The sequence below is a fragment of the Paraburkholderia sp. BR10937 genome (genome assembly GCF_040965695.1).
Classification (GTDB): Bacteria; Pseudomonadota; Gammaproteobacteria; order Burkholderiales; family Burkholderiaceae; genus Paraburkholderia.
The window spans coordinates 27,320-52,294 of record NZ_JBFRCL010000011.1; the positions used below are offsets into that span (position 1 = coordinate 27,320).

Sequence of the window (24,975 nt, forward strand, 5' to 3'; positions counted from 1 at the left end):
CGCAGCGGCGTTACAGCAGGCCGTGCTGCTGGAGCTTCTTGCGCAGCGTGTTGCGGTTGATGCCGAGATACTCGGCGGCGAGCGACTGATTGCCGCCTGCCTGCTCGAGCACCACCTCGAGCATCGGTTTTTCGACGCACGCCATCACCATTTCGTAGACGTCGTGCGGATTGCTGCCGTCGAGGTCCTGGAAGTAGATGCCAAGGCTCTCGCGGACGGATTGTTCGATGTTGTGCTTGCTCATGCTGCCAGTCGATCGGTTGATTCGTCGCTGCCGTCGCTGTCGTTGTTCTCGTCGTCGACGTAGACGAGGCGCTCGGAGCGCGCCTTCTGTTCGTCGAAGAACTGGTTGACGGCGACGAGCTGCTCGCGCGTGGTGTCCAGCGTATTCATGCGATGCCGGAACGTATTGGCGCCACAAAGGCCGCGAGTGTACCAGCCGATATGCTTGCGCGCAGTACGCACGCCCGTAAATTCCCCATAAAACGCGTAGTGGTCCTCCAGATGCTCGTTCATGATCGACTGGATTTCGTCCACGCGCGGCGGCGGCAGCAGCTCGCCGTTCGCCAGGAAATGCCCGATTTCGCGGAACAGCCACGGGCGCCCCTGCGCCGCGCGGCCGATCATGATGGCGTCGGCGCCCGTGAGCGCGAGGACCTCGCGCGCCTTTTGCGGCGACGTAATGTCGCCGTTCGCGACCACCGGAATGCGCGCGGCGGCCTTCACCGCGGCAATCGTTTCGTACTCCGCTTCACCGTGATAGAGATCGGCGCGCGTGCGGCCGTGCACGGTGAGCATGGCAATGCCGCTTTCCTCGGCAATGCGCGCGATGGTGAGCGCGTTGCGGTTGTCGCGGTCCCAGCCCGTGCGGATCTTGAGCGTGACGGGCACGGCGTCGGGGCCCACGCCCACGGCGTCGACCACGGCCCTGACGATGCGTGCGACGAGCGGTTCGTTCTGCAAGAGCGCCGAGCCGGCCGCAACGTTGCAGACTTTCTTGGCCGGGCAGCCCATGTTGATGTCGATGATCTGCGCGCCGTTCGCGACGTTGTAGCGCGCGGCCTCGGCCATCATTTCCGGATCGGCCCCGGCGATCTGCACGGAGATGGGTTCCACTTCGCCCGCGTGATTGGCGCGGCGCATGGTCTTTTCGCTCTTCCAGAGCTGCGCGTTGGAGGCGACCATTTCGGAGACCGCATAGCCCGCGCCGAGGCGCTTGCACAGCTGGCGGAACGGCCGGTCCGTGACACCCGCCATGGGGGCGACGAACAGGTTATTACGCAAGGTGTGACGGCCGATAGTGAACATGACGCGCGGGCGAGGCCGGTGCCGCGACCCGGATGGCAATCCGGCCGGCGCGGCGATCGGCGTGAATTTGAAAAAGGGGAAACGCGTATTTTAGCGTAAGCGGGATGCGAGGTCGCGCTGCGCGGACCCTGGTCTTGTCGCGGACTGTCTGTCTGGCAGGTGGGGCGACGTTGCGGAAAAATGTTATTCGACCCCTAATTATGGCGAGTCACGCCTTGCAGCTGCCAACTTCAGGCATCAGCCTGCCAGTCTTCGACTTGCAACTGTTGCACGCGTGCAAATTCGCGCACATTGTGTGTGACGAGCACCAACCCACGAGCGCGCGCCTGTCCGGCGATCAGTGCGTCATACGGACCGATTGGCGTACCGGCGGCCGCAAGTTGTGCACGGAGTTCGCCGGCGTGCTGCGCGTCTTCCGTGTCGAACGGTATGACCTCGAATTGCAGCGCTTCGACACGAGCCAGATTTTCGGCTGCTCGCTGGCTTTTATAGGCGCCGTAATAAAGTTCGTGCACGACGATCGAAGGGAGTCCGAAATCGCCCGGCAGGTGTGCGCGCAAGCGCCCGATCACAGCCGGATCCCCCTTGAGGATTGCGATGACGGCATTCGTGTCCAGCAGGTACTTCATTCGAACAAGTCCAGGTCGGGCCGCACCTGTTCTGCCGGTTGCGTGGTGGCGGCTGCCTCGAAGTCGGCATCGATCGGGCCGATCAGCGGAGTGAGCCAGGTCCAGTCCTGCGGTACTGGCTCGAGTATCACGGCCGCGCCGTGACGGCGTATGCGCACTTCCGCCGTCTCGAAGCGGAAATCCTTGGGGAGCCTGACAGCCTGCGACCCGCCGTGCTTGAAAATCTTCGCGATGTCCATTGGCGCCTCCGCTTGTATCTACAATTTGTATCTATTGTAGCGTGAATGGCGAAGGCGAATTGCCGAATCGATTCCGCTTGTCGACTGGATCAACTCCGCTGCCCGAACATCATCTGCCGCGCAAGCGCCGTCTTCACAGGCGGAACGAATTCGAGCGCCGTGAGCGCGAGCCCGCGCAGCGTGGCGAGCGGACCGAAATCGACGGTGAACAGGCGTGCGAGCGTGTCCGTCGCGCCGATCGTCATGCGCCGGTCGAACGCGCGGCGGCCCGCGAACTCGGCGAGCGCGCGCGGCGCGGCGCCGTGCTGCGCGAGCGAATCGGCGAGAGCGTGGGCGTCGCGCAGACCGAGATTGAGGCCCTGGCCCGCCACCGGATGCAGTGTCTGCGCGGCGTTGCCGACCGCCGCGATGCGGCCGTGGCCGCAAACGAGGGCGTCGAGCGCGTTCAGGCCGAGCGGAAAGGCCGCACGGCCGTGAATCTGCGTGAAGCGGCCCATGCGCGCGCCGAACGCCACGCCGAGTTCGGCGAGGAAATCGGCGTCTGAAAGCTGCGCGCGGCGCTCGGCCTGGGCTGGGGAGCAGCACCACACCAGCGCGTAATCCGCACCGCGCACGCCGCCCATCGGCAGGAGCGCGATCGGGCCTTCGCTCGTGAAGCGCTCCCACGCGACGTGCGGCTGCGGGACGGCGAGCGTCACCACGCCGACCAGCGCCGTTTGCCCGTAGTCGCGCGTGCGTTTGGTTTCGGCGGCCGGCGGTGCGACCTTGGCATCGGCTTCGTCGCCTTCGTCGCTATCGTCTCGCGCGTCGCGTGGCGGCGGCGTGCGATACAGCCCGCCTTCGGCGTTCACGAGGATGCGCGTGCGCAGATGCCGCTCGACGCCCGCGCTCACGACCGGCAGCGTCACGCCATCGTTCTCCACGACGGGATCGTGTGCCTGCGTGTGATGCAGCCAGTGCACCTGCGTGGCGCGCACGGCCTGCGCGAGCGCCTGCACGATCGCGCCGTAGCGCGCCACGTAGCCGAGCGCGGGCAGGTCGTAGTCGTGGCGGTCGATCAGCGTGCGTCCGAAATGGCCGCGCTGCGAAACATGAATGCGCTCGATGGGCGTGGCGTCGTGCGGCCACGCGAGCGCTTCGAGCAGCGTGCGGCTGCCCTGCGAAACGGCGATGGCGCGCGGGTCGCCAGAGCTGTCCTCGGGTTCGCGCGCGTCGATCAGCGCAATCGAGAGCCCTTGCGTGGCGCTGCGCCGCGCGAGCCAACCCGCGAGCGCGAGACCCACCGGCCCCGCGCCGACGATCGTCACGTCGTGGTCGAAATGGGCGGGCGCGTTCGCGCCGGTGGGAATATCGTTCGCGCTGCCGGAAACTGCGTTCATGTCGTCTGTTTCGCTTCGTGTGGAGTCTTCGCGTTTGCGTCTGCCGTCTGCGTCAGGCGCCGCGTTGTGCGTCCTGCATGAGCGCTTCGATTTCGTCGGCGGCAACGGGCACGCCGCGAGTGATCAACTCGCAGCCCGTTTCGGTGACGATGGCGTCGTCCTCGATACGGATGCCGATGTCCCAGTAGCGCTCGGGCACGTCCTCGGCCGCGCGGATGTAGAGACCCGGCTCGATCGTGAGCGTCATGCCGGCGCGCAGCGTGCGCCACGGCGGCGGGGCGGCGGGCTTGTCGGCGCTTGCGGCAACGTCGCGTTCGCCCCGTTCGCCCCGCTCGCCCCGCTCGCCCCGTTCGCGATAGTCGCCCGCGTCGTGCACATCCATGCCGAGCCAGTGCCCCGTGCGATGCATATAGAAGCGCGCGTAGGCACGCTCGGCGATCACGTCGTCGACGCTCGCAAAGCGCTGCCGGTCGATGATGCCGGTATCGAGCAGCCCCTGCGCGAGCACGCGCACCGCGGCGTCGTGCGGCGCCTCGAAATTCACGCCGGCGCGCGTGGCGTCGATAGCGGCCTGCTGCGCGGCGAGCACGATGTCGTACAGCTCGCGTTGCGCGCTCGTGAATCGGCCGCTCGCGGGGAACGTGCGGGTGATGTCAGAGGCATAGCCGTTCAGCTCGCACGCGGCGTCGATCAGCACGAGGTCGCCCTCGCGTGCCACCGCGTTGCCCGCGGGGTAGTGCAGCACGCACGCGTTCGCGCCTGCCGCGACGATCGAGCCGTAGGCGGGCGCCTGGGCGCCGTGCTTGCGGAACGTGTAGAGCAGCTCCGCCTCGATCTCGTATTCGCGCATGCCGGGCCGGCACGTCTGCATCGCGCGAACGTGCGCGAGCGCCGAGATTTTCGCGGCGCGGCGCATCGTGTCGAGTTCGTGCGCATCCTTGAACACGCGCATGTCGTCGAGCAGCGGCAGCAGGTCGTACGCGGCAGCCGGCGCTGTGACGCCGCTGCGTCCCTGCGCGCGCACCGCGTCGATCCAGCGCTTCACCTGCGCATCGAAGCGGTCGGAGGCCGCGAGCGCGTAGTGCAGCGCCGGACGGTTGGCGATGAACTGCGGGATGCGCGCATCGAGTTCGTCGGCAGGAAACGCGGCGTCGAAGCCAAACGCTTCGCGCGCGGCGTCCGGACCGAAGCGGAAGCCTTCCCACGTTTCGCGCTCGACGTTCTTCGCGCGGCAGAACAGGATCGCGGCGGGCTGATTCTCGCCCGCGTTCGCATCGAGCACGAGCAGCGCCTCGGGCTCCGTGAAGCCGGTGAGGTAGTAGAAGTAGCTGTCGTGCCGATAAGGATAGTCCGCGTCGCGATTGCGCAGCGCTTCGGGCGCGGTCGGCACGAGCGCAACACCGCCGCCTTGCGCACGCAGCGCCGCAAGCACACGCTCGCGGCGCGCGCGATAGAGCGCCGCGCCGCCGTCGGGGCCGCGCTGCATGTCGGCGGCGTCGGCCACGCTGGCCGAAGGGTTGGCTTCGCTCGAGGCGGCCGGGGCGCTTTGCTTGAGGGTCGAGTCCATCGTGAGATTGTAGCGCTGGCTACAAACGGACGCGCTGGCTCGCGGTGACCCTACCCGCGCGCCGCTGTAGCCGCGTGTTGTCTCTTGCTGACATTATTTGTAGGAAAAATCCTGCACTGCAACAGGCGGCGCGTCAGAAAATGGCCAATCCAACGTATACTTCGGCCGGATTCCAGAAAAGGCAGGTGGTATGAAACTCATCGGTTCGCTCGGCAGCCCGTATGTCCGCAAGGCGCGGATCACGCTCGCCGAAAAGAAAATCGACTACAAGCTGGTGCTCGAAAACGTGTGGGGCGAGGAAACGGCGATTCACGATTTCAACCCGCTCGGCAAGGTCCCGTGTCTCGTGATGGACGACGGCGAGGCCGTGTTCGACTCGCGCGTGATCTGCGAGTACGTCGACATGCTCTCGCCCGTGGCCAAGCTCATTCCGCCCGCAGGACGCGAGCGTATCGAAGTGCGTTGCTGGGAGGCGCTCGCCGACGGCATGCTCGACGCGACCGTGCTGATCCGTCTTGAAGGCACGCAGCGCACGCCGGAGCAGCGCAACGAGGCGTGGGTGAAGCGCCAGGAGCGCAAGATCCACGAAAGCCTCGCCGCGATGGCCAAGGGGCTCGACGGCAACCCGTGGTGTGCGGGCAACCGCTACACGATCGCGGATATCGCCGTGGGCTGCGCGCTCGGCTATCTCGACTTCCGTATGCCGGAACTGAACTGGCGCGAGGCGCATCCGAATCTCGCGCGCCACTTCGAGAAGCTCTCGCAGCGTCAGTCGTTCGTCGACACGGTGCCGCAAGGCTGACGTCCAGTCGAACTGCTGACGTGACTTAAACAAAACGCCCGACGGCATGGTGTGCCGTCGGGCGTTTTCGTTCAGGTCGCCGATCGCCTTCCTCAGACGATCTTTTCCTCAGCCGGCGCGAACGAATCGCTGCGCGCAACCGGCCACCACTTCTCGTACAGCTGATAGCGATAGCGGCCTTCGAGCAGATCGCCGGGCTTCAGGTACTTGAGCAGCTCCGACATCAGCTTCACTTCATACGACGACACGCGCCGCACGATGTGATGCGCGCGCAGATCCGATGGGCTCGCAAGACCCGCGGCCTGAATCAGCTCCTGCAGCGCATGCAGCGTGTTGTGGTGGAAGTTGAAGACGCGCTCGCCCTTGTCCGGCACGTTCAGCGCGCGCTGGCGCACGGGGTCTTGCGTGGCGACGCCGGTGGGGCAGCGGTCTGAGTGGCACTTCTGCGCCTGGATGCAACCCACGGCGAACATGAATCCGCGTGCCGAGTTCACCCAGTCCGCGCCGATCGCGAGCGTGCGCGCGATATCGAACGCGGTAATGATCTTGCCGCTCGCGCCGATCTTGATCTTGTCGCGCAGGCCGATGCCCACGAGCGTGTTGTGCACGAGAAGCAGCCCTTCCTGCAGCGGCGTGCCGATGTGATCGGTGAATTCGAGCGGGGCTGCGCCCGTGCCGCCTTCGGCGCCGTCCACGACGATGAAGTCGGGCAGGATGCCGGTTTCCAGCATCGCCTTGGCGATGCCGAAAAACTCCCACGGATGACCGATGCACAGCTTGAAGCCCGTGGGCTTGCCGCCCGAGAGCTTGCGCAGGCGCTCGACGAATTCGAGCAGGCCACGCGGCGTGGAGAACTCCGAGTGGCGCGCAGGCGAGACGCAATCCTTGCCGATGGGAATGCCGCGCGTTTCGGCGATTTCGGGCGTGACCTTGGCCGCGAGCAGCATGCCGCCATGGCCGGGCTTCGCGCCTTGCGAGAGCTTCACCTCGATCATCTTCACCTGCGGCTCGTTCGCGAGACGCTGGAATTTATCGGCGCTGAAGGTGCCGTCGTCGTTGCGGCAGCCGAAGTAGCCCGAGGCGATCTCCCAGATGATGTCGCCGCCATTCTCGCGGTGATACTTCGACATCGAGCCTTCGCCGGTGTCGTGCGCGAAGCCGCCTTTCTTCGCGCCCATGTTGAGCGCGCGGATGGCGTTCGCGGAGAGCGCGCCGAAGCTCATCGCCGAGATGTTGAAGATCGACATCGAGTACGGTTGCGCGCGGTTGGGGCCCACGAGCACGCGGAAGTCGCTGCCTGCGAGCTTCGTCGGCGCGAGCGAATGGCTGATCCACTCATGGCCCACGGCCTTCACGTCGAGCTCGGTGCCGTACGGGCGGCTGTCCACCGCGTTCTTCGCGCGCTGATAGACGAGGCTGCGCTGGGCGAGCGAGAACGGCTTTTCGTCGGTGTCGTCCTCGACGAAGTACTGGCGGATTTCGGGCCGCACGAACTCGAACAGGAAGCGCAGATGACCCCAGATCGGGTAGTTGCGCAGGATCGCGTGGCGCTCCTGGAACATGTCGTAGAGGCCGAGCGCGACGAGCAGCACGGGCACGATTACGCAGTACCACGACAGGTGATGGAGCGCGGCCGCGGCGACACAGGCCGCGAGCAGCAGCACCGCGCCCCACATGGCGAGATAACGTCGGGAAAACATTGGGGGAACTCCTCGAACTTGATGTAATGCGCGCGCCTGCTCTCCTCTTGTGAAGGGGCGGTGCGCGTCAGCCGCGCGGTGGCTGGGCGCGGCTTGCGGGAATGATGCCGCAAGTTCGTGAATCTGGCCGGGAAGCGGGCAAAGCCGTTTAAGCGGCGTTCGGCGGGCGCCGAAAGTCTGATAAAAAAACGCGGCGCCCTGGGGCGCCGCGCGGTGTTTTCTTACGTTTGGCCTGACGCGGCTTGCGTCACGCGGCCGCCGCCGCCGCAGGCTTCTTGCGCGGGACGCGCTTCTTTTTCTTCGGCGCTTCGGGCGGCGGCACGGCGGGCACGTGCGGCGCGAGCGTCGTCACCGCTTCGATGATGCCGCCGCCCAGGCACACGTCGCCGTCATAGAGCACCGCCGACTGGCCGGGCGTCACGGCCCATTGCGCGTCCGGAAAACGCAGCGTGAACTGGCCCGCGCCGAATTCGTCTGCAGTATGGAACGAGCAGGGCGCATCGGCCTGGCGATAACGCGTTTTCGCGCCGCATGCATGGTCCTGTGCCGGCGGCTCGCCCGCCACCCAGCTCACGTTGCCCGCGCGCAGTTCGTGCGCGAGCAGCCACGGATGATCGTGGCCCTGCACGACGTAAAGCGTGTTCGAGGCCATGTCCTTGCCCGCCACGAACCACGGATCGCCGCTGCCGTCCTTGCTGCCGCCAAGGCCAATGCCCTTGCGCTGCCCGAACGTGTAGAACGCGAGGCCGATATGCTCGCTGACGATCTTGCCGTCGGGCGTCATCATCGGGCCGCGTTTGGTCGGCAGATAGCGGTTGAGGAAGTCGCGGAACGGCCGCTCGCCGATGAAGCAGATTCCTGTGGAATCCTTCTTTTTCGCGTTCGGCAGGCCGATCTTTTCGGCGATCTCGCGCACCTTCGTCTTCGGGATCTCGCCGAGCGGGAACATCGTCTTCGAAAGCTGCGCCTGGTTCAGACGATGCAGGAAGTACGACTGATCTTTCGTGTGGTCGAGCGCCTTCAGCAGTTCGAAGCGTCCGTTGCTCTCGTTCTGGCGCACGCGCGCATAGTGGCCCGTGGCGATCGTCTCCGCGCCGAGCGACATGGCGTGGTCGAGAAACGCCTTGAACTTGATCTCGGCGTTGCAGAGCACGTCCGGGTTCGGCGTGCGCCCCGCGGAATACTCGCGCAGGAACTCCGCGAACACCCGGTCCTTGTATTCGGCGGCGAAGTTCACGGCCTCGACGTCGATGCCGATCAGGTCCGCGACCGACACCACGTCGATCCAGTCCTGGCGCGTCGAGCAGTACTCGCCGTCGTCGTCGTCTTCCCAGTTCTTCATGAAGAGACCGACGACGTCGAATCCCTGCTCCTTGAGCAGCCATGCGGTAACCGACGAATCGACGCCGCCCGACATGCCTACCACGACCTTACGTTTGCTCATTTCGTTGCTGCCTTAGTTCATCCTGGGTGCTGCCTTGGGCGCTGCGCTTTGTCCAACCTTCGGTGCCGTCGCGTGCGTCTGGATGAAATCCAGCGGCGCGCGCTTGCCAGCGAGGTAATCGTCGACACAGCGCATCACGAGCGGCGTGCGATGGCGCTCGCTCGCCGCACGCAACTCGTCCACGCTCATCCACACCGTGCGGACGATATCCGGATCGAGCGCGCGGTCTTCCGCCTCGGCTGCGACACTGCCGCAGTATGTGAAGCGCACGTACGTCGCACCGCTCTCGCCTGGCTTGCCGAAGTGCGTCATGTACACGCCGACCAGCGCTTCCGGCGTGAACGCATGCGCGGTTTCCTCGAGCGTTTCGCGCACCACGGCCTCGTGCAGCGTCTCGCCCGCTTCCAGATGGCCGGCGGGCTGGTTCAGGCGCAGTCCAGCTGGCGTGTGTTCCTCGACGAGCAGAAAACGCCCGTCGCGCTCGACGATCGCGGCCACGGTGACGTGGGGTGCCCAGGTTTCCTCATTCATGGGCCGGTATTTTACCGGGACGGCGCGAACGCTGCCCGGGGCCGGATCGGGCCCCACAGGGGCGCGGGCCCGGCTCGCCTGGCACTGCCGACCGTCCGGTCGGACGACGCAGCATGTTGTGTGCATCGCACAAAAACGGGCAATTCCTGCTACAAAGGCGTCGCTGCTTTCGGTTAAAGTGGTGCCGTCGTTTGCCGTTGCAATGGATGCCGGCGCTTGAACGCCGTTTGTCGGCCTCCCTTCGCTCGATTCGAGCCAGAACAGCTAGAACAAGAAGGTCGAGGAGGAAACAACGATGCATATCGGAGTGCCTGCAGAGACGCGGGCGAACGAAACCCGCGTGGCCGCGACGCCGGAGACAGTCAAGAAATACGTCGCCCAGGGCCACACGGTCACGATCCAGGCGGGCGCCGGCGTCGGCGCGAGCTATCCCGACGAGGCCTACACGACCGTGGGCGCGCAGGTCGCCGATGCGGCCACGGCCTTCGGCGCGGACCTCGTGCTCAAGGTCCAGTCGCCCACCGTCAGCGAATTGCCGTTCATGAAGCGCGGCGCGGTGCTGGTCGGCATGCTCGATCCCTTCAATGCGGAGAACGCCGCGAAACTCGCCGAGGCCGGCGTGACGGCGTTCGCGCTCGAAGCCGCGCCGCGCACCACGCGCGCGCAAAGCCTCGACGTGCTGTCGTCGCAGGCCAACATCGCCGGGTACAAGGCGGTGCTCGTGGCCTCGAACCTCTATCCGCGCTTCATGCCGATGCTCATGACCGCCGCCGGCACCGTGAAAGCCGCGCGCGTGCTGATTCTCGGCGCGGGCGTAGCCGGCCTGCAGGCCATCGCCACGGCGCGGCGCCTGGGCGCGGTGATCGAGGCTTCGGACGTGCGCCCGGCCGTGAAGGAGCAGATTGAGTCGCTCGGCGGCAAATTCCTCGACGTGCCCTACGAAACCGATGAGGAGCGCGAAGCGGCCGTCGGCGTGGGCGGCTATGCCCGGCCCATGCCGCCGTCGTGGCTGACGCGCCAGTCGGCGCTGGTGCACGAGCGCGCGAAGCAGGCGGACATTATCATCTCGACCGCGCTGATTCCGGGCCGCGACGCGCCGACGCTGCTGCCTTCGGAAACCGTGCAGGCGATGAAGCCGGGGTCGGTCGTGATCGACCTCGCGGCAGGACGCGGTCCTGTTGCAGACGAGGCCAGCGGGCGACGCGGCGGCAACTGCCCGCTCACCGAGGCCGACAAGGTGGTGACGCACCACGGCGTGCAGATCTGCGGCTACACGAACCTCGCCTCGATGGTCGCCGCCGACGCCTCCGCGCTCTACGCACGCAACCTGCTCGACTTCCTGAAGCTCATTGTCACGAAGGAAGGCACGCTCAACATCGATCTCGCGGACGACATCGTCGCGGCCACGCTGCTGGCCCGCGACGGCCAGGTCACGCGCAAGGCATGACGAGGAGGAGACCAACAATGGAAGTCATCAACCATACCGTCATCAACCTGATCATCTTCGTGCTGGCCGTGTATGTGGGCTATCACGTGGTCTGGAACGTCACGCCCGCGCTGCATACGCCGCTCATGGCCGTGACCAATGCGATTTCGGCGATCGTGATCGTCGGCGCGATGCTCGCCACGGGCCTGACCGTGGGCGGACCGGGCAAGTTCTTCGGCACCTTCGCCGTGCTGCTCGCGGCCGTGAACGTGTTCGGCGGGTTCCTCGTCACGCGGCGAATGCTGGAGATGTTCCGCAAGAAGGAGCCGAAAAAGCTCTCCGCCCCCGGCAGCAAGGAGGGCGAGTAAATGAGCATGAACGTCGTTACGCTGCTTTATCTGGTGGCGTCGGTGTGCTTTATCCAGGCGCTCAAGGGATTGTCGAATCCGAAGAGCGCGCGCGCCGGCAACGTATTCGGCATGGTCGGTATGGCCATCGCCATTCTCACGACCCTTGCCCTGATCGTGAAGGAGTCCGCACAGTTCGGCTCGAATCTCGGGCTCGGCCTTGGCTTGCTCTTTGGTGCGCTCGTGGTGGGTGGCGGCCTGGGCGCCTATGTCGCCGCGCGTGTCGAGATGACGAAGATGCCCGAACTCGTCGCGGCCATGCACTCGCTGATCGGTCTGGCGGCGGTTTGCATCGCGTATGCGGTGGTCTCCGAACCGGCCGCGTTCGGACTGGTTGCAGAAGACGCGCCGTATCCGGGCTTCCTGCCGTATGGCAACCGCATCGAGTTGTTCATCGGGACGTTCGTCGGCGCGATCACGTTCTCAGGTTCCGTGATCGCCTTCGGCAAGCTCTCGGGCAAATACAAGTTCCGCCTGTTCCAGGGCGCGCCGGTTGTTTATCCGGGCCAGCATCTGATCAACCTGATGCTCGCGCTCGGCATGATCGGCTTCGGCATTCTGTTCTTCCTCACGCAGTCGTGGCTGCCGTTCATCATCATGACGGCGATCGCGTTCGCGCTGGGCGTGCTGATCATCATCCCGATCGGCGGCGCGGACATGCCCGTGGTCGTCTCGATGCTGAACTCGTACTCGGGCTGGGCGGCGGCGGGCATCGGCTTCTCGCTGAACAACGCCATGCTGATCATCGCGGGCTCGCTGGTGGGCTCTTCCGGCGCGATCCTGTCGTACATCATGTGCCACGCGATGAACCGCTCGTTCTTCAACGTGCTGCTGGGCGGCTTCGGCGGCGAGGCGGGCGCGGCAGCAGCAGGCGGCTCGCAGGAACAGCGTCCGGTGAAGTCGGGCTCGGCCGATGATGCGGCGTTCATGCTCGGCAATGCAGAAAGCGTCGTGATCGTGCCGGGCTACGGCCTCGCGGTGGCGCGCGCGCAGCACGCGCTGAAGGAGCTCACGGACAAGCTCGTCGAAAAGGGCGTGGACGTACGCTACGCGATCCACCCGGTGGCGGGCCGCATGCCGGGCCACATGAACGTGCTGCTCGCGGAAGCCGAGGTGCCCTACGACCTCGTGTTCGAGATGGAGGACATCAACAACGAGTTCGGCCAGACCGACGTGGTGCTGGTGCTCGGCGCGAACGACGTGGTGAATCCGGCGGCGAAGAACGATCCGAAGTCGCCGATAGCGGGCATGCCGATCATCGAGGCGTACAAGGCGCGCACGATCATCGTGAACAAGCGTTCGATGGCGGCGGGTTACGCGGGCCTCGACAACGAACTCTTCTACATGGATAAGACCATGATGGTGTTCGGCGACGCGAAGAAGGTGATCGAGGAAATGGTGAAGGCGGTGGAGTAAGCGCGGCTCGCATCAAACCCACGCGAAAGGCGCGCAGCGATGCGCGCCTTTTTCAATTGCGGCCGTACTGAGCGCTCACAGCGAAGGCGCATTCACGCGGCGCAGATAGTCGGCCAGCCGCCGCCCGCTCACGTCGGGAAACTGCTCGAGCACTTCCACGTTCTCCATGCGGGCGATGTTGAAGTTGCGGAAGTCCTCGCGCATTTCGCACCACGCGCCCACGGTCCATTGCGCGCCCCAGTACACGAGCCCAAGCGGCCAGATGCGCCGCTCCGTATGCGCGCCGATGCGGTCGCAGTACGCGAAGCGCACGACGAGCCGCGTGTCGACGGCGCGGTGCAGCGCGTCGAGCTTGTCCGAGAACGCGTGATCCATGTGATACGCCGGCGCGAACACGGCAAGCCGTTCGAGCACGGCGCGCTTTTCCGCGGGCATCGCGGCGGCGATTTTCGCCAGCGCACCGCGTGCGCCGCTCGCGAGCGCCGCGCCGCCCCACGATTCGGCCATGCGCGCGCCCACCGCGAGCGCGGTGAGTTCGTCGGCGGTGAAGGTGAGCGGCGGCAGACTCGCCGTGCGCGTGAGCCGGTAGCCGATGCCCGCCTCGCCCTCGATCGGCACGCCGGAAAGCTGCAGGTCGCGCACGTCGCGATAGACCGTGCGCGGCGAGACTTCGAGCCATTCTGACAGTTGCTGCGCGGTGGTGAGACGGCGGCCGCGCAGCAGTTCGGCGATGCGAAAAAGGCGGTCGGCACGGCGGGTCATGGCAGGGCGGTCGCGAAGGCGGGCGCGGTGACTGGGATAAGCACAGATGATAGCGCCGGGCGCGCGCGGCGCCCGGCCGTGGCTTAACCGAGCTTCGGCGCGTGAAGACCGACGCGGTTGCCTTCGGTATCGATGAAGAAGCCGATATAGCCGTAGTTGTTCGGCAGCTCCACCGCTGGCCCTTGCTGCTTGCCGCCGGCCTTTGCTACACGGTCGAGCACGGCCGTGACCGATGGCTGCGCGTTCAGATACACGAGCACGCCCTTCGGGTCGGGCTTGGCGTCATGCGGATTGAACACGATGCAGCCGCCGGTTTCCGTATCGGTGTGAGCGAACAGTGCCATCGGCACGCCGCCGACCACTTCGCGCTGCAGCGCGGTGTCGAAGGCGGTTTCGTAAAAGCGGGCGGCACGCTCCAGGTCGTGCGCGGGAATTTCGAACCACGAGATCACACGGGACAGATCGGTAGACACGGTGCAGCTCCTCGAAGACAACGGCGGACGTTGAATGGCGGCAGCCGGGCGGCGGCAGCCTCGCCGGATGGCGTAGAAGCAGTGTGCCAGGGGGCTGCTGACAGCGTGTTGTCAGTAGGTTTGACGCGCCGTGACGGGCGAGCTTGGGCGACTATTTCGAATCGATTTGCGCGATGCGATGACGGCATGCGCGCCGTCGAAGACGGTTCTGGAGTACGAAGGGCGTTCGTTGTCGGTGGCGCAGAACTGAGCCACGCGCGGCGCGGCGGCGGGTGGGAAGGCCACCCGCCGTGCGCGTTTGCCAATGTCAGCTGGCGTCGTCGTTACCGGCGGCGGGGTTCGCCGGACGCTGGCGCACGCTCCCTGCGATCAGGTCGAAGCGGAACAGGCGGCATTCGAGCGCGCCGTTGTAGAGCGGCGTCTTGGCGGCTTCGCGCAGGCGCAGCTGGCCGGGCAGCTTGCGGTCCGAGGTGAGGACGAACGCGCGCCAGCCCGTGAAGCGCTGCTTGAGCGCGTCGCCGAGCGCCTGGAAGAACTCGGCGTCGGGCGCCTCGTCCTTGGCGCGGCGAAAGCCTTCGTCATCGTCGCCGCGCAGCTCGCGCGCCGTCGGGCGTGCCTCGCCGCGCGCGTTGCGGCCGCGCACTTCGATACGCTCGCCGTACGGCGGATTCGCCACGAGAATGCCGGGCGCAACCGAGGGCGGCGTCATGTTGCGCGCATCGAGCTGCTTGAGCGTCACGCTGCCGAAGCCCGCGCGCTTGAAGTTCGCACGCGCCTTTTCCAGCATGACGTCGGAGATGTCGCTGCCGTAAATCAGCAGATCGCTGGTCTTGCTCTGCGCGAGATTGCGCGCCGTGTTCGCCTCGCTCTTGAGGTGACGCCACGCGGCCATGTCGGCCTGCTTGAGCGACTCGAAGCCGAAGCGGCGATCGAGCCCCGGCGCGATGTCGAGCGCGACTTGCGCGGCTTCCGCGAGGAAGGTGCCGCTGCCGCACATCGGGTCATAGAGCGGCGTGCCGGGCGTCCAGCCCGTGAGGCGCAGGATGCCCGCGGCGAGATTCTCTCGCAGCGGGGCGGCGCCCTTGTCCAGACGCCAGCCACGCTTGAAGAGCGGTTCGCCCGAGGTGTCGAGATAGAGCGTGCATTCGTTCGCCGTGAGGAAGGCGAAGACGCGCACATCGGGATAGGCGGTATCGACGCTCGGACGCGCGCCTGCCTTGTCGCGCATGCGATCGCAGATCGCGTCCTTCACGCGCAGCGTGGCGAATTCGAGGCTGCGCAGCGGCGACTTGATCGCGGTGATGTCGATGCGGATCGTCTCGTTCGCCGAGAACCACTTCTCCCACTGCTGCTCGCGCGCGAGCGCATAGATGTCCTGTTCGCTGCGATACGGGCGCTGGGCGATCTTCAGGAGCACGCGGCTCGCAATGCGCGAATGGAGGTTGGCGGCGATGCCGCCGGCCCAGTTGCCGCGGAAATGCACGCCGCCGGGCACCTCGGCGCCGACCTCGAGTGCGCCGGGCGGCAGGCGCCGCTGGGCGGTTTCGGCCAGTTCGGCGGCGAGCGCGGCTTCGAGGCCGCGCGGGCAGGGGGCAAAGAAATCGAAAGACATGAAGGAGGATGGGACGCTGCGGGGAAGGCGCTATTGTACGCGGGTTGCGGGAGCGGCCAGACGTGTATGCCGCCCGCGCCGCTGAAGACCGTTCAATGCCCGCCCTTGGCCGCCATCTGCCGCGGCCCTGACGCCTCCTCCGAGAATGCCTGGTGCGAGCCTTTATTGGATCCGGATCGCCTGCGGGGCGTGGGGGTCAGCTACCCCGCGGGGCCGCGCCAGCGCAAAACCGCCGCCTCAGCCGCCAGCAGCCGCCATCTGCGGGCACGCGATGCTCGGCGCCGGCTTCGCGCGCGCGCCCGTCTTCGCGCCATTAGCCGCTACGCTCACGCGCGGCGCGGCCGCGAGCGCGCGCACGCCGCTCGCGATCGACTGCGAGAGCGTCTCGACCGCCTGCCGGTGGCCGATGACGAGCGCGTCGTAGCCGTCGCCCACCTTCTCGTTGAGCACGCTGCGGCAGGTCAGGACCGTTTGCGTGTCGAGCGCGCGTACGCTCCACACGGCGTCGATGAGCGCATGCGAGCCCGGCCACGATTCAAAGCGCTGCACGTTCACGCTCACGCGATAGACGGGCACGCCCTCGGGATGCGGCGAGCCGTACACGTCGATGGTGCCTAGCTGCTGCGTGAGGTCGCCCGAGAGCGCCCGGCGGATCTCGTCGCCGGGCATCGAGGACCAGCGCTCCTGCTCGAGTACGCGCACCTGGTTGGCGTCGGTTTGCACGACGAACTGGGTCTTCGCCACCTGCGGTGGCACATCGACGGGCGCCAGCTCGATCAGCCACGGGGCGTTGCCCGCGCCCGGCGCGGCGGCCGTGCGAGCCGTGTCGTCGCTCGGGCTGAGGGTGTAGAACCGGCTGGCGGGCGAACTGCAGCCCGCCAATGCGGCTGCGATGACCAGCGCGCCGAGCGCGGCAAGGGCGGGGACGCGTCGGAACGTCATGGCTTGTCTCCAGATTTGCCGCGCAGCAGCGATTCGGGATGGCGCTCCAGATAGTCGGAGAGCGCATTGAGCGATTGCAGCGTACGCGTAAGTTCCTGCATCGCCTGGTGCACGTCGGACTGCAGCGGCGAATCCTGCTGCAGCGTGGACTGCGCGGCGTTGAAGGTCTTCTGCGCCTGGTCGAGCGTGCCTTGCAGCTGCGGCAGGATCTGGTCGTTCACCTTGCCGAACAGCTGGTTCGCGTTCTTGAGCGACTCGTTCAGGTTGTTGCCGATCTTGTCGAACGGAATCTGATCGAGCTTCTTCGCAATGTCCGCGATCTGCAGCTGCAGCTCTTCGAGCGAGTTCGGCACCGTGGGCAGCTCGAGCGGGTCGTGGTTGAAATCGACCGTCGCGGGGCCCGCCTTCGGGAAGATGTCGAGCGCGATGTAAAGCTGACCCGTGATCAGGTTGCCGGTGCGCAACTGGCCGCGCAGGCCGCGCGCGACGAGCCGCTTGATCAGCTCCTCGCTTTGCGGTGTATGCGGCGCGGGCGCTTCGCCACGGATGCGGCGCGACAAGCGCAGCGGATAGAGGTCGATCGTCACTGGCATCGTGAAGTTGTGCTGTTTCGGGTCGTACTCGATGCCGATGTCGGTGACCTGCCCGAGCGCGATGCCGCGGAAATCGACCGTCGCGCCCACCGAAAGGCCGCGCAACGACTGGTTGAAGTACATGACCACGCGTTGCGGCGCGCCGTCCGGCTCGCGCATTGCCTCAGCCTCGTCGGAGGCCAGCGCGAAGGTGGCGCTGTCGGGCGCCTGCGGGCCCATGGACTGGCCGGGCGGTGCCTGGAACGCGAGGCCGCCCACCACGATGGTGGCGAGGGACTGCGTGTTGACCTTGATGCCGTTCGAATCGAGCTGCACGTTCACGCCGCTCGCGTGCCACCAGCGCGTGTTGGTGCCCACGTACTGGTCGAAGGGCGCGCTCACGAACACCTGCACCGTCACGCCGGTGCCGTCCTTGTCGAGCGAATAGCCCGTCACCTGGCCTACCTGGATGCGCCGGAAGAAGATCGGCGTGCCGATGTCGAGCGAGCCGAGCGTCGAACTGTGCAGGGTATAGCGATGCCCCTTCTCGTCGATGGTCACGGCAGGCGGCGCTTCCAGCCCGACGAAGTCGCTTTGCGATTCCTGCGAGCGGCCGGCGTCGGCGCCGATATACGAGCCCGAGAGCAGCGTGGTGAGGCCCGAGACGCCGCTCGCGCCCACGCGCGGGCGCACGACCCAGAAGCGGCTGTCCTTCACGGCGAAGCGTTCTGCGTCCTTGGTGAGCTCGACCGTGACGATCACATGCGAAAGGTTGGGCGAGAGCTTGATCGCGCGCACCGAGCCGATGTCCACGTCCTTGTACTTGACCTTGGTCTTGCCGGGCTCGAGTCCTTCGGCGCTCACGAAGCTGATCGTGATGGTCGGGCCGCGCGTGGCGACCGACTTCACGACGAGCGCCACGCCGATCAGCGCCGCGACGATCGGCACGATCCACACGAGCGAGGGTAGCCAGCGCCGCGGCTTGACGATCTCCGGCTCCGGCAGATTGGGCGGGGTCGGTCCTTTCGGACTATTCATGGGGTTGATCCTGTGTGTGTTGCGCAGGTTTGTGTTTGTCTTCGTCCACCGGATCCCAGATCAAGCGCGGATCGAACTGCATCGAGGCGATCATCGTCAGGATCACGACCGAGCCGAACGCGATCGCGCCCGGGCCCGCCGTGATGACCGCAAGCGACTGGAAGCGTACCAGCGCCACGGTTAGCGTGACAACGAACACGTCGAGCATCGACCAGCGCCCGATGAATTCGACGAGCCGGTAGAGCTTCGTGCGTTCCACGGGCCGCCAGGTCGAGCCGCGCTGCGAGGTGAACGCGAGCAGCGCGAGCACCGAGAGCTTGAGCATCGGCACGAGAATACTGGCGATAAAGACGATCACGGCGAGCGGCCAGTCGCCCGAGGTCCAGAAATAGACCACGCCGCTCATGATGGTGTCGTCCTCGTCGCCGACGAGCGAGGTCGTATGCATCACGGGCAGCAGGTTCGCGGGGATGTAGAGCAGCGCCGCGGCAATCAGGAGCGCCCACGTACGCATGATGCTGTCCGGGTTGCGCTCGTGCATGGGCGAGCCGCAGCGTGCACAGCGCACGTGGCCATGCGCGCGCACATGCGGCTGCACGTGCCCGCAGGCGTGGCAGGAGATGTAGCCGGCGTCGCTGGCGGTCTGGTATTTCATCGGGGCCCCTTGGGGAGCGGGCGGCCGCGCGGCGCCGCCGGGTCTTGCGCGCCTGTACCGGGCTCGCGGATCTCGGGCTCGGAGAGCGGGTGCGCCGGTGATGGCGAGGTGGGCGAATGCGGCGTGTGCGGTCCGCCCGAGCCAGCGTCGTCGGCGAGGCCGCCCGGACCCGCACTGCCCTCGCGCGCCGCGCGGGCGGCGTCGCGCAGGCCGTCTGCGATGTCCCACAGCGTGCGCGCATCGAACGTGACGACCACGGTGAACATCAGCGTGAGCGCGCCGAAGGCGAAGAGCGCGGTTTCGGGAATCACGCGCGCGAGGCTCACCATTTTCACGATGGTGATGAGCACGCCCAGCATGAAGACCTCGAGCATGCCCCAGGGCCGTACGAACTGGATGCAGCGCAGCACGTAGTCGAAGCCCGGTGGAATGAAGCCGCGCCGCACCGGCAGCAGGACATAGAGCAGCGCGACCATCTCCGTGAGCGGAAAGAGGATGGTTGCGCAGAACACGATCACCGCGATGATCTCCATGTCCTCGTGCCACAGCACCACGAGGGCGCCGAACAGGCTCGACTCCGTAGTGATACCGTTCGCGTCGAGCTCGATGATCGGGAACGACTGGGCGATGATGAAGGTGACGAGCGCCGCGACCGTGATGGCGCAGATGCGGTCGAGCTGGGACGCGGCGCTGCTGTAGAGCGTGGCGCCGCAGCGCGAGCAGCGCGCTGACTGGCGGCCGAGCAGCCGCGGTTTGCGGTAGAGCGCGTCGCAATCGTGACACGCGATCAGTTTGTCCTGGGCCATGCGGGCAGGTGACGCAAAACGACGTGAACGAGGGACGCGCTGCGGCGGCACACAGGCCGGAAGGTGCCGACAGCGCTTCGCGCCATGTTACCAAACGCGCCCGGCGGCGTGCCGGAACGAGCCGCGGACCCCCGACGGGGCGGCCGCCGGGGCTTGCCGCGGGAGCGGCTGCGGGTTGGCCGATCACGCGGCGCTCGCGTGGGCGGCGAACGGGCTGCGAAGTGTGCCACGTTTGTGCCGTGAGCGTGTGCGAGCCCGGTGGGGACCCGGCCCTTATCTCCAGAGGTTTGCAGTCGCCCAATATGGATTATCTTTCGGGCATGGAGCATGCATGGCTGCGCAAGGTGGCCGCTGTCCATCCACGCAGTCAATGACTACGCAATCAAAGCGAGACGACCATGGAAGCCTTGTCGAGGTGGATTCGTTCTTATCGGTGGCGCCGGGCGGTCGGGGCCGCGGCAGTGTGGACCGGCGCCGCCGCGGCGCTGCTCGCGGGCGGGGCCGCCCATGCGCAGCTCGACGCGGCGAAGAGCACGATCGTCGCCGTCTCGCGCCAGATGAACGTACCGGTCCAGGGCAGCTTCACGAAGTTCGATGCGCAGATCGCCTTCGATCCGGCCAAACCCGCGAGCGGCAGCGCGAAGATCACGGTCGACACGGCGAGCTATGATCTGGGAGACCAGACTTACAACGATTCCGTGCGCGGGCCCGACTGGTTCGACGCGAAGACGTTCCCGCAGGCAACGTTCGTCTCGACCGCCATCGCGCCGACCGGAACGAACCAGTACAGCGTGAGCGGCAAACTGACGATCAAGGGGCACACGCAGAACGTGGCCGTGCCCGTCGTGCTCACGCAGCAGGGCGGCACGCAGACCTTCGACGGCACGTTGCCGATCCACCGGCTTGCCTTCGAAATCGGCACCGGCGAGTGGAAGGACACCTCGATCGTCGCCGACGAAGTGCTCATCAAATTTCATATCGTCGTCGCGCACAAGTAGATCGACGACTCCGAGGAGGCGCTATTGAACAAGCTCGCACTGATGGCCGCAGGGGGCGCCGTGTCGCTCGCCGCCCTGGTGACGCACGCCGCGCACGCCGCCGATACTTACCAGCTCGATCCGAACCACACGTTTCCGAGCTTCGAGGCCGACCACTTCGGCGGCCTTTCGACGTGGCGCGGCAAGTTCACGAAGACCACCGGCATGGTCACGCTGGACCGCGCGGCCAAAACGGGCACCGTGGACGTGACGATCGATCCGGCGTCGATCCAGACCGGTAATCCGCAGCTCGACGAGCACCTGGTGGGCGACGACTTTCTCGATGTGGCGAAGTACCCCACGGCCACCTACAAGGGCACGCGCATCGTCTTCAATGGCGACACGCCCAGGGAGGTGATCGGCGACTTCACGCTGCACGGCGTGACGCGGCCGCTCAAGCTCGAGATCGCGTCGTTCAAGTGCATCCAGCACCCTGTGCTCAAGCGCGAGGTGTGCGGCGTGGAGGCCGAAGCCGCATTCAATCGCGACGACTTCGGCATGGACTCGGGCAAGAAGTACGGCTTCAAGATGAAGACCACGCTGCACATCCAGGCCGAAGGGATCAAGCAGTAGGCAAGCGCGGCAGCGCGGCGAAGGCCGTTGCGCAGGCACGAAAAAAAAGCCGGTTAGCTAGAACCGGCTTTTTTTCTGGTGCGCCGCTTAAACCTGCGCGCCCGCGTTCGGATCGTTCGGATCGAACTTTTCCTTCTTGTCCTTGATGAGGTCTTCGCGCTTCACGCCGAGCCACATCGCGAGCGCCGCCGCGACGAACACCGACGAGTAGATGCCGAAGAGAATACCCACCGTCAGCGCCAGGGCGAAGTAGTGCAGCGTCGGGCCGCCGAAGAAGAACATCGAGAGCACCATCATCTGCGTACAGCCGTGGGTGATGATGGTCCGCGACATCGTGCTGGTGATGGCGTGGTTGATGACTTCGGTCACGCTCATCTTGCGCTCGCGCCGGAAGGTCTCGCGAATCCGGTCGAAGATAACGACCGATTCGTTCACCGAGTAGCCGAGCACGGCGAGCACCGCCGCGAGCACCGAGAGCGAGAACTCCCACTGGAAGAAGGCGAAGAAACCCAGAATGATCACGACGTCGTGCAGGTTCGCGATCACGCCGGCCACGGCGTACTTCCATTCGAAGCGGAACGACAGGTAGATGACGATGCCCGCCACCACGCAGGCGAGCGCGAGCAGGCCGTCGGTGGCGAGCTCCTTGCCGACCTGCGGGCCGACGAACTCCACGCGCTGCAGTTGGACCTGCGGGTCAGCCGCCTTGAGCGTGGACATCACCTGGTCGCTCTGCTGCGCGGAGCTCAGCCCCTGCTTGAGCGGCAGGCGGATCAGCACGTCGCGCGAGGTGCCGAAGTTCTGCACCTGGGCGTCGCCGTAGCCGATCTTGGTGAGCGAGTCGCGCAGCGGCTCGAGCGGCACCGCCTGCGGATACTGCACTTCGATGACCGTGCCGCCCGTGAATTCGATCGACAGGTGCAAGCCGCGGTGGAAGAGGAAGAACACCGCCGCGATGAAGGTCAGGAGCGAGATCGCGTTGAAGATCAACGCGTGCTTCATGAACGGGATGTCTTTGCGGATGCGGAAAAATTCCATGGTCTTGACTCCGTATCAGCGGGACGAGCCGGTGTTGTTGCCGGAGCCGCCGGTGCCGCCCTGGGCATCGCGGCGGCGCACGACCGGCTTGGCGCGCGCGGCGCCTTTGGCGCCGGCCCTGGCCGGTTCACGCTTCGTGGCCGTCGCGGCGACGGCGCGGCCCGTGTCGGTGCCGGCATCGGCGCCGGCGAGCGCGGGCGTGCCTTCATCCGGCTCCGGACGCCACACCTGACCCACTGCGAGCGACTTGAGCTTCTTCTTGCCGCCGTACCAGAGGTTCACGAGACCGCGCGAGAAGAACACGGCCGAGAACATCGACGTGAGAATGCCGATACAGTGCACGATCGCGAAGCCGCGCACCGGGCCCGAACCAAACGCGAGCAGCGCGAGACCGGCGATGAGCGTGGTCACGTTCGAGTCGAGAATCGTCGCCCAGGCATGTGCGTAGCCGTTCTGGATGGCCAGTTGCGGCGGCGCGCCGTTGCGCAGCTCTTCGCGCACGCGCTCGTTGATCAGCACGTTCGCGTCGATCGCCATACCGAGCGCCAGCGCAATAGCCGCGATACCCGGCAGCGTGAGCGTGGCCTGCAGCATGGAGAGCACGGCCACGAGCAGCAGCAGGTTCACCGACAGGCCGATCATCGAGATCGCGCCGAACAGCATGTAGTAGGCGATCATGAATACGGCGATGGCGGCAAAGCCGTAGATCACCGAGTCGAAGCCCTTGCGAATGTTGTCCGCGCCAAGGCTCGGGCCAACCGTGCGTTCCTCGATGATGTCCATCGGCGCGGCGAGCGAGCCTGCGCGCAGCAGCAGCGCGAGGTCGGCGGCGGCCTGCGGCGTGGGCTGGCCCGTGATCTGGAAGCGGTCGCCCAGTTCCGACTGGATGGTCGCCACCGTCAGCACTTCGCCCTTGCCCTTTTCGAACAGCACCATCGCCATCGGCTTGCCGATGTTGTCGCGCGAGACGGCGCGCACCGCGCGGCCGCCCGCCGAGTCGAGGCGGATGTTGACCGACGGACGCTGGTGTTCGTCAAAGCCCGCCGAGGCGTCGATGATGCGGTCGCCGGTGAAGATCACCTGCTTGCGCAGCAGCACCGGCGCGGCGTTGCCTTGCGTGAAGAGCTCGTCGCCCGGCGGCACCGGCGCGTTCACGTCCGGATGCAGGCCCATCGGGTCGGCGAGGCGCGCTTCGAGCGTCGCCGTGCGGCCGATGATGTCCTTCGCCTTGGCGGTGTCCTGTACGCCCGGCAGCTCGACCACGATACGGTCGTCGCCTTGCTGCTGGATCACGGGCTCGGCCACGCCGAGTTCGTTCACGCGGTTGTGCAGCGTCTGGATGTTCTGCTTGAGCGCGGCTTGCTGAACCGCCGTCTTCACGGCCGGCGTGAACGTGCCGACGAGCTGCACGCCGCCTTCGGGGTTGTTCTGCGAAGTCCACTGCAGTTCGGTGATGCCGCCCGAGCCCGCGAGGACCTTGCGCGCCTGCTCGGCCGTATCGGCGTCGGCGAAATTGACGACCACCGACTGGTTGACGCGGTTCACGCCGCCGTCGCGGATGTTCTTGTCGCGCAGAAGCGTGCGCACGTCCGAAGCGTCGGAGTCGAGCTTCTTGTTGAGCGCGCCGTTCATGTCGACCTGGAGCAGGAAGTGCACCCCGCCGCGCAGGTCGAGGCCGAGATACATCGGCAGTGCGTGCAGCGACGTGAGCCAGCGCGGCGAGGCGCTCTGCAGGTTCAGGGCGACGATGTACTGCGGGTCGTTCAGGTCGGCGTTCAGCGCCTTGTTCAGCGCGTCTTTCAGGCGCAGCTGCGTGTCCGTGTCGGCGACGCGCACGCGGATGTTCGCGTTCAGCGTCGAGTTGTCGAACGTCACGTCGGTCGCGCGGATATTGTTCGCGGCGAGCGCGGCTTCGACCTGGGCGAGCGTGCCCGAGTCGAGCTTGACGGTGGCTTTACCGCTCGACACCTGGACCGCGGGCGCTTCGCCGAAGAAATTGGGCAATGTGTACACGAAGCCGATGACGAGCGCCACCAGCATCACGACATATTTCCAGAGGGGATAACGGTTCATTGGTTGACCCAACGGGGGAGGGGAATGGCCTTAAGCGCTGCGTGCGCGTCCGGCGTTGCCTTCGGGGCGAACTGCATTGACGTTTGCTGGTCAGTGGCTGCGAGGGCGGGCCGGATGCGCGAGGCCGTTCTTTCGGAGGCAACGGCCTCGGGGAAACCGTGAAGCTTTACAGCGACTTGATCGTGCCCTTCGGCAGGATGGTCGAGACCGACGACTTCTGCACGGTGATTTCCGTGCCATCCGCGATTTCGACGCCCACGTAGGCTTCGCTGACCTTGGTCACCTTGCCGACGATGCCGCCGCTCGTGATCACTTCGTCGCCCTTGGCCATGGCCGCGAGCATGTTGCGATGTTCCTTCTGACGCTTCATCTGCGGACGGATCATGATGAAGTACAGCACCGCGAACATCAGAATGAGCGGCAGGAAGCTCATGAGGCTCGATTCGGCACCACCTGCTGCACTGCCTTGCGCGAAGGCATTGGAAATGAACGACACGTTGGTCTCTCCGTTTTTTACGATCAAAAAGCGAGCCGGTTATTCTACCA

24 protein-coding genes and 1 pseudogene are annotated in these 24,975 nt (G+C 66.2%); 6 read left to right on the forward strand and 19 right to left on the reverse strand.

Annotated elements, in window-relative coordinates:
• Nucleotides 1–10 precede the first annotated feature (10 nt).
• From AB4Y44_RS11540 to AB4Y44_RS11565, 6 genes are all read right to left on the reverse strand, one after another.
• Complete coding sequence (locus tag AB4Y44_RS11540) at nucleotides 11–244, reverse strand: Fis family transcriptional regulator (RefSeq protein ID WP_028216158.1); 234 nt, start codon at nucleotides 242–244, stop codon at nucleotides 11–13.
• Entirely contained in the window at nucleotides 241–1,308 is a 1,068-nt protein-coding gene (gene dusB / locus AB4Y44_RS11545) for a tRNA dihydrouridine synthase DusB (protein ID WP_368699591.1), read from the reverse strand. The genes AB4Y44_RS11540 and dusB overlap by 4 nt, the downstream gene beginning before the upstream one ends.
• Nucleotides 1,309–1,538: 230 nt before the next feature.
• The gene (locus tag AB4Y44_RS11550; protein WP_342919356.1) at nucleotides 1,539–1,937 is read right to left on the reverse strand and encodes a type II toxin-antitoxin system VapC family toxin; all 399 of its coding nucleotides are present in this window, start codon (nucleotides 1,935–1,937) and stop codon (nucleotides 1,539–1,541) included.
• Complete coding sequence (locus AB4Y44_RS11555) at nucleotides 1,934–2,176, reverse strand: antitoxin (RefSeq protein WP_368699592.1); 243 nt, start codon at nucleotides 2,174–2,176, stop codon at nucleotides 1,934–1,936. Before AB4Y44_RS11555 ends, AB4Y44_RS11550 begins: the two co-directional genes overlap by 4 nt.
• Nucleotides 2,177–2,265: 89 nt before the next feature.
• Nucleotides 2,266–3,555, reverse strand: coding sequence for a UbiH/UbiF/VisC/COQ6 family ubiquinone biosynthesis hydroxylase (locus AB4Y44_RS11560; RefSeq protein ID WP_368699593.1), 1,290 nt, complete (start codon nucleotides 3,553–3,555; stop codon nucleotides 2,266–2,268).
• A 52-nt stretch (nucleotides 3,556–3,607) separates the two neighbouring features.
• Nucleotides 3,608–5,041 carry an aminopeptidase P N-terminal domain-containing protein gene (locus AB4Y44_RS11565; protein WP_368699665.1) on the reverse strand — a complete coding sequence of 478 codons (1,434 nt, stop codon included), beginning with the start codon at nucleotides 5,039–5,041 and terminating at the stop codon, nucleotides 3,608–3,610.
• A gap of 271 nt (nucleotides 5,042–5,312) precedes the next feature.
• On the opposite strand from AB4Y44_RS11565, the gene AB4Y44_RS11570 reads away from it, so the two are divergent.
• Nucleotides 5,313–5,924, forward strand: a complete 612-nt coding sequence (locus AB4Y44_RS11570; protein WP_069268450.1) for a glutathione S-transferase C-terminal domain-containing protein — start codon at nucleotides 5,313–5,315, stop codon at nucleotides 5,922–5,924.
• A 92-nt stretch (nucleotides 5,925–6,016) separates the two neighbouring features.
• On the opposite strand, the gene AB4Y44_RS11575 is transcribed toward AB4Y44_RS11570, so the two are convergent.
• From AB4Y44_RS11575 to AB4Y44_RS11585, 3 genes are all read right to left on the reverse strand, one after another.
• Entirely contained in the window at nucleotides 6,017–7,624 is a 1,608-nt protein-coding gene (locus tag AB4Y44_RS11575; RefSeq protein ID WP_368699594.1) for an FMN-binding glutamate synthase family protein, read from the reverse strand.
• A gap of 247 nt (nucleotides 7,625–7,871) precedes the next feature.
• Nucleotides 7,872–9,068: a tRNA 2-thiouridine(34) synthase MnmA gene (gene mnmA / locus AB4Y44_RS11580; protein ID WP_368699595.1), complete on the reverse strand. Its 1,197-nt coding sequence runs from the start codon at nucleotides 9,066–9,068 to the stop codon at nucleotides 7,872–7,874.
• 12 nt (nucleotides 9,069–9,080) lie between these two features.
• Nucleotides 9,081–9,599: an NUDIX hydrolase gene (locus tag AB4Y44_RS11585; protein WP_342919350.1), complete on the reverse strand. Its 519-nt coding sequence runs from the start codon at nucleotides 9,597–9,599 to the stop codon at nucleotides 9,081–9,083.
• Between the two features lie 295 nt (nucleotides 9,600–9,894).
• Between AB4Y44_RS11585 and AB4Y44_RS11590 the strand changes: the two genes are divergently transcribed.
• From AB4Y44_RS11590 to AB4Y44_RS11600, 3 genes are read left to right on the forward strand one after another with little or no spacing between them, the layout of a single operon-like run.
• Nucleotides 9,895–11,046, forward strand: a complete 1,152-nt coding sequence (locus AB4Y44_RS11590; RefSeq protein ID WP_368699596.1) for a Re/Si-specific NAD(P)(+) transhydrogenase subunit alpha — start codon at nucleotides 9,895–9,897, stop codon at nucleotides 11,044–11,046.
• 17 nt (nucleotides 11,047–11,063) lie between these two features.
• Nucleotides 11,064–11,393 (forward strand): NAD(P) transhydrogenase subunit alpha, encoded by a 330-nt coding sequence (locus AB4Y44_RS11595; protein WP_368699597.1) that lies wholly within the window; start codon nucleotides 11,064–11,066, stop codon nucleotides 11,391–11,393.
• Nucleotides 11,394–12,848, forward strand: coding sequence for an NAD(P)(+) transhydrogenase (Re/Si-specific) subunit beta (locus AB4Y44_RS11600; protein ID WP_133182416.1), 1,455 nt, complete (start codon nucleotides 11,394–11,396; stop codon nucleotides 12,846–12,848).
• Between the two features lie 75 nt (nucleotides 12,849–12,923).
• Here AB4Y44_RS11600 and AB4Y44_RS11605 read toward each other — a convergent pair.
• From AB4Y44_RS11605 to AB4Y44_RS11635, 7 genes and pseudogenes are all read right to left on the reverse strand, one after another.
• Nucleotides 12,924–13,616, reverse strand: a pseudogene (locus tag AB4Y44_RS11605) (helix-turn-helix transcriptional regulator); the annotation flags it as partial.
• Nucleotides 13,617–13,693: 77 nt separating this feature from the next.
• Nucleotides 13,694–14,083, reverse strand: coding sequence for a VOC family protein (locus tag AB4Y44_RS11610; RefSeq protein WP_342919346.1), 390 nt, complete (start codon nucleotides 14,081–14,083; stop codon nucleotides 13,694–13,696).
• A 307-nt stretch (nucleotides 14,084–14,390) separates the two neighbouring features.
• Nucleotides 14,391–15,695 carry a class I SAM-dependent RNA methyltransferase gene (locus tag AB4Y44_RS11615; RefSeq protein WP_368699598.1) on the reverse strand — a complete coding sequence of 435 codons (1,305 nt, stop codon included), beginning with the start codon at nucleotides 15,693–15,695 and terminating at the stop codon, nucleotides 14,391–14,393.
• Between the two features lie 237 nt (nucleotides 15,696–15,932).
• The gene (locus AB4Y44_RS11620; RefSeq protein WP_368699599.1) at nucleotides 15,933–16,637 is read right to left on the reverse strand and encodes a membrane integrity-associated transporter subunit PqiC; all 705 of its coding nucleotides are present in this window, start codon (nucleotides 16,635–16,637) and stop codon (nucleotides 15,933–15,935) included.
• Entirely contained in the window at nucleotides 16,634–18,247 is a 1,614-nt protein-coding gene (locus AB4Y44_RS11625) for an MlaD family protein (protein ID WP_342919344.1), read from the reverse strand. The genes AB4Y44_RS11620 and AB4Y44_RS11625 overlap by 4 nt, the downstream gene beginning before the upstream one ends.
• Nucleotides 18,240–18,902, reverse strand: coding sequence for a paraquat-inducible protein A (locus AB4Y44_RS11630; RefSeq protein ID WP_133182427.1), 663 nt, complete (start codon nucleotides 18,900–18,902; stop codon nucleotides 18,240–18,242). The genes AB4Y44_RS11625 and AB4Y44_RS11630 overlap by 8 nt, the downstream gene beginning before the upstream one ends.
• Nucleotides 18,899–19,708 (reverse strand): paraquat-inducible protein A, encoded by an 810-nt coding sequence (locus AB4Y44_RS11635; RefSeq protein WP_368699600.1) that lies wholly within the window; start codon nucleotides 19,706–19,708, stop codon nucleotides 18,899–18,901. The genes AB4Y44_RS11630 and AB4Y44_RS11635 overlap by 4 nt, the downstream gene beginning before the upstream one ends.
• Before the next feature lie 461 nt (nucleotides 19,709–20,169).
• Here AB4Y44_RS11635 and AB4Y44_RS11640 point away from each other — a divergent pair, with 461 nt between their 5' ends.
• Together AB4Y44_RS11640 and AB4Y44_RS11645 are read left to right on the forward strand one after the other, a co-directional pair.
• Complete coding sequence (locus AB4Y44_RS11640; protein WP_368699601.1) at nucleotides 20,170–20,706, forward strand: YceI family protein; 537 nt, start codon at nucleotides 20,170–20,172, stop codon at nucleotides 20,704–20,706.
• A gap of 42 nt (nucleotides 20,707–20,748) precedes the next feature.
• Nucleotides 20,749–21,318 carry a YceI family protein gene (locus AB4Y44_RS11645; RefSeq protein ID WP_368699666.1) on the forward strand — a complete coding sequence of 190 codons (570 nt, stop codon included), beginning with the start codon at nucleotides 20,749–20,751 and terminating at the stop codon, nucleotides 21,316–21,318.
• Nucleotides 21,319–21,405: 87 nt separating this feature from the next.
• Here AB4Y44_RS11645 and secF read toward each other — a convergent pair whose 3' ends face one another.
• From secF to yajC, 3 genes are all read right to left on the reverse strand, one after another.
• Nucleotides 21,406–22,356, reverse strand: a complete 951-nt coding sequence (gene secF, locus AB4Y44_RS11650) for a protein translocase subunit SecF (RefSeq protein WP_342919340.1) — start codon at nucleotides 22,354–22,356, stop codon at nucleotides 21,406–21,408.
• Between the two features lie 15 nt (nucleotides 22,357–22,371).
• Nucleotides 22,372–24,429, reverse strand: a complete 2,058-nt coding sequence (gene secD / locus AB4Y44_RS11655) for a protein translocase subunit SecD (RefSeq protein WP_342919339.1) — start codon at nucleotides 24,427–24,429, stop codon at nucleotides 22,372–22,374.
• Between the two features lie 166 nt (nucleotides 24,430–24,595).
• On the reverse strand, nucleotides 24,596–24,925 hold the full coding sequence (gene yajC / locus AB4Y44_RS11660; RefSeq protein ID WP_042262488.1) for a preprotein translocase subunit YajC: 330 nt from the start codon (nucleotides 24,923–24,925) through the stop codon (nucleotides 24,596–24,598).
• Nucleotides 24,926–24,975 lie beyond the last annotated feature (50 nt).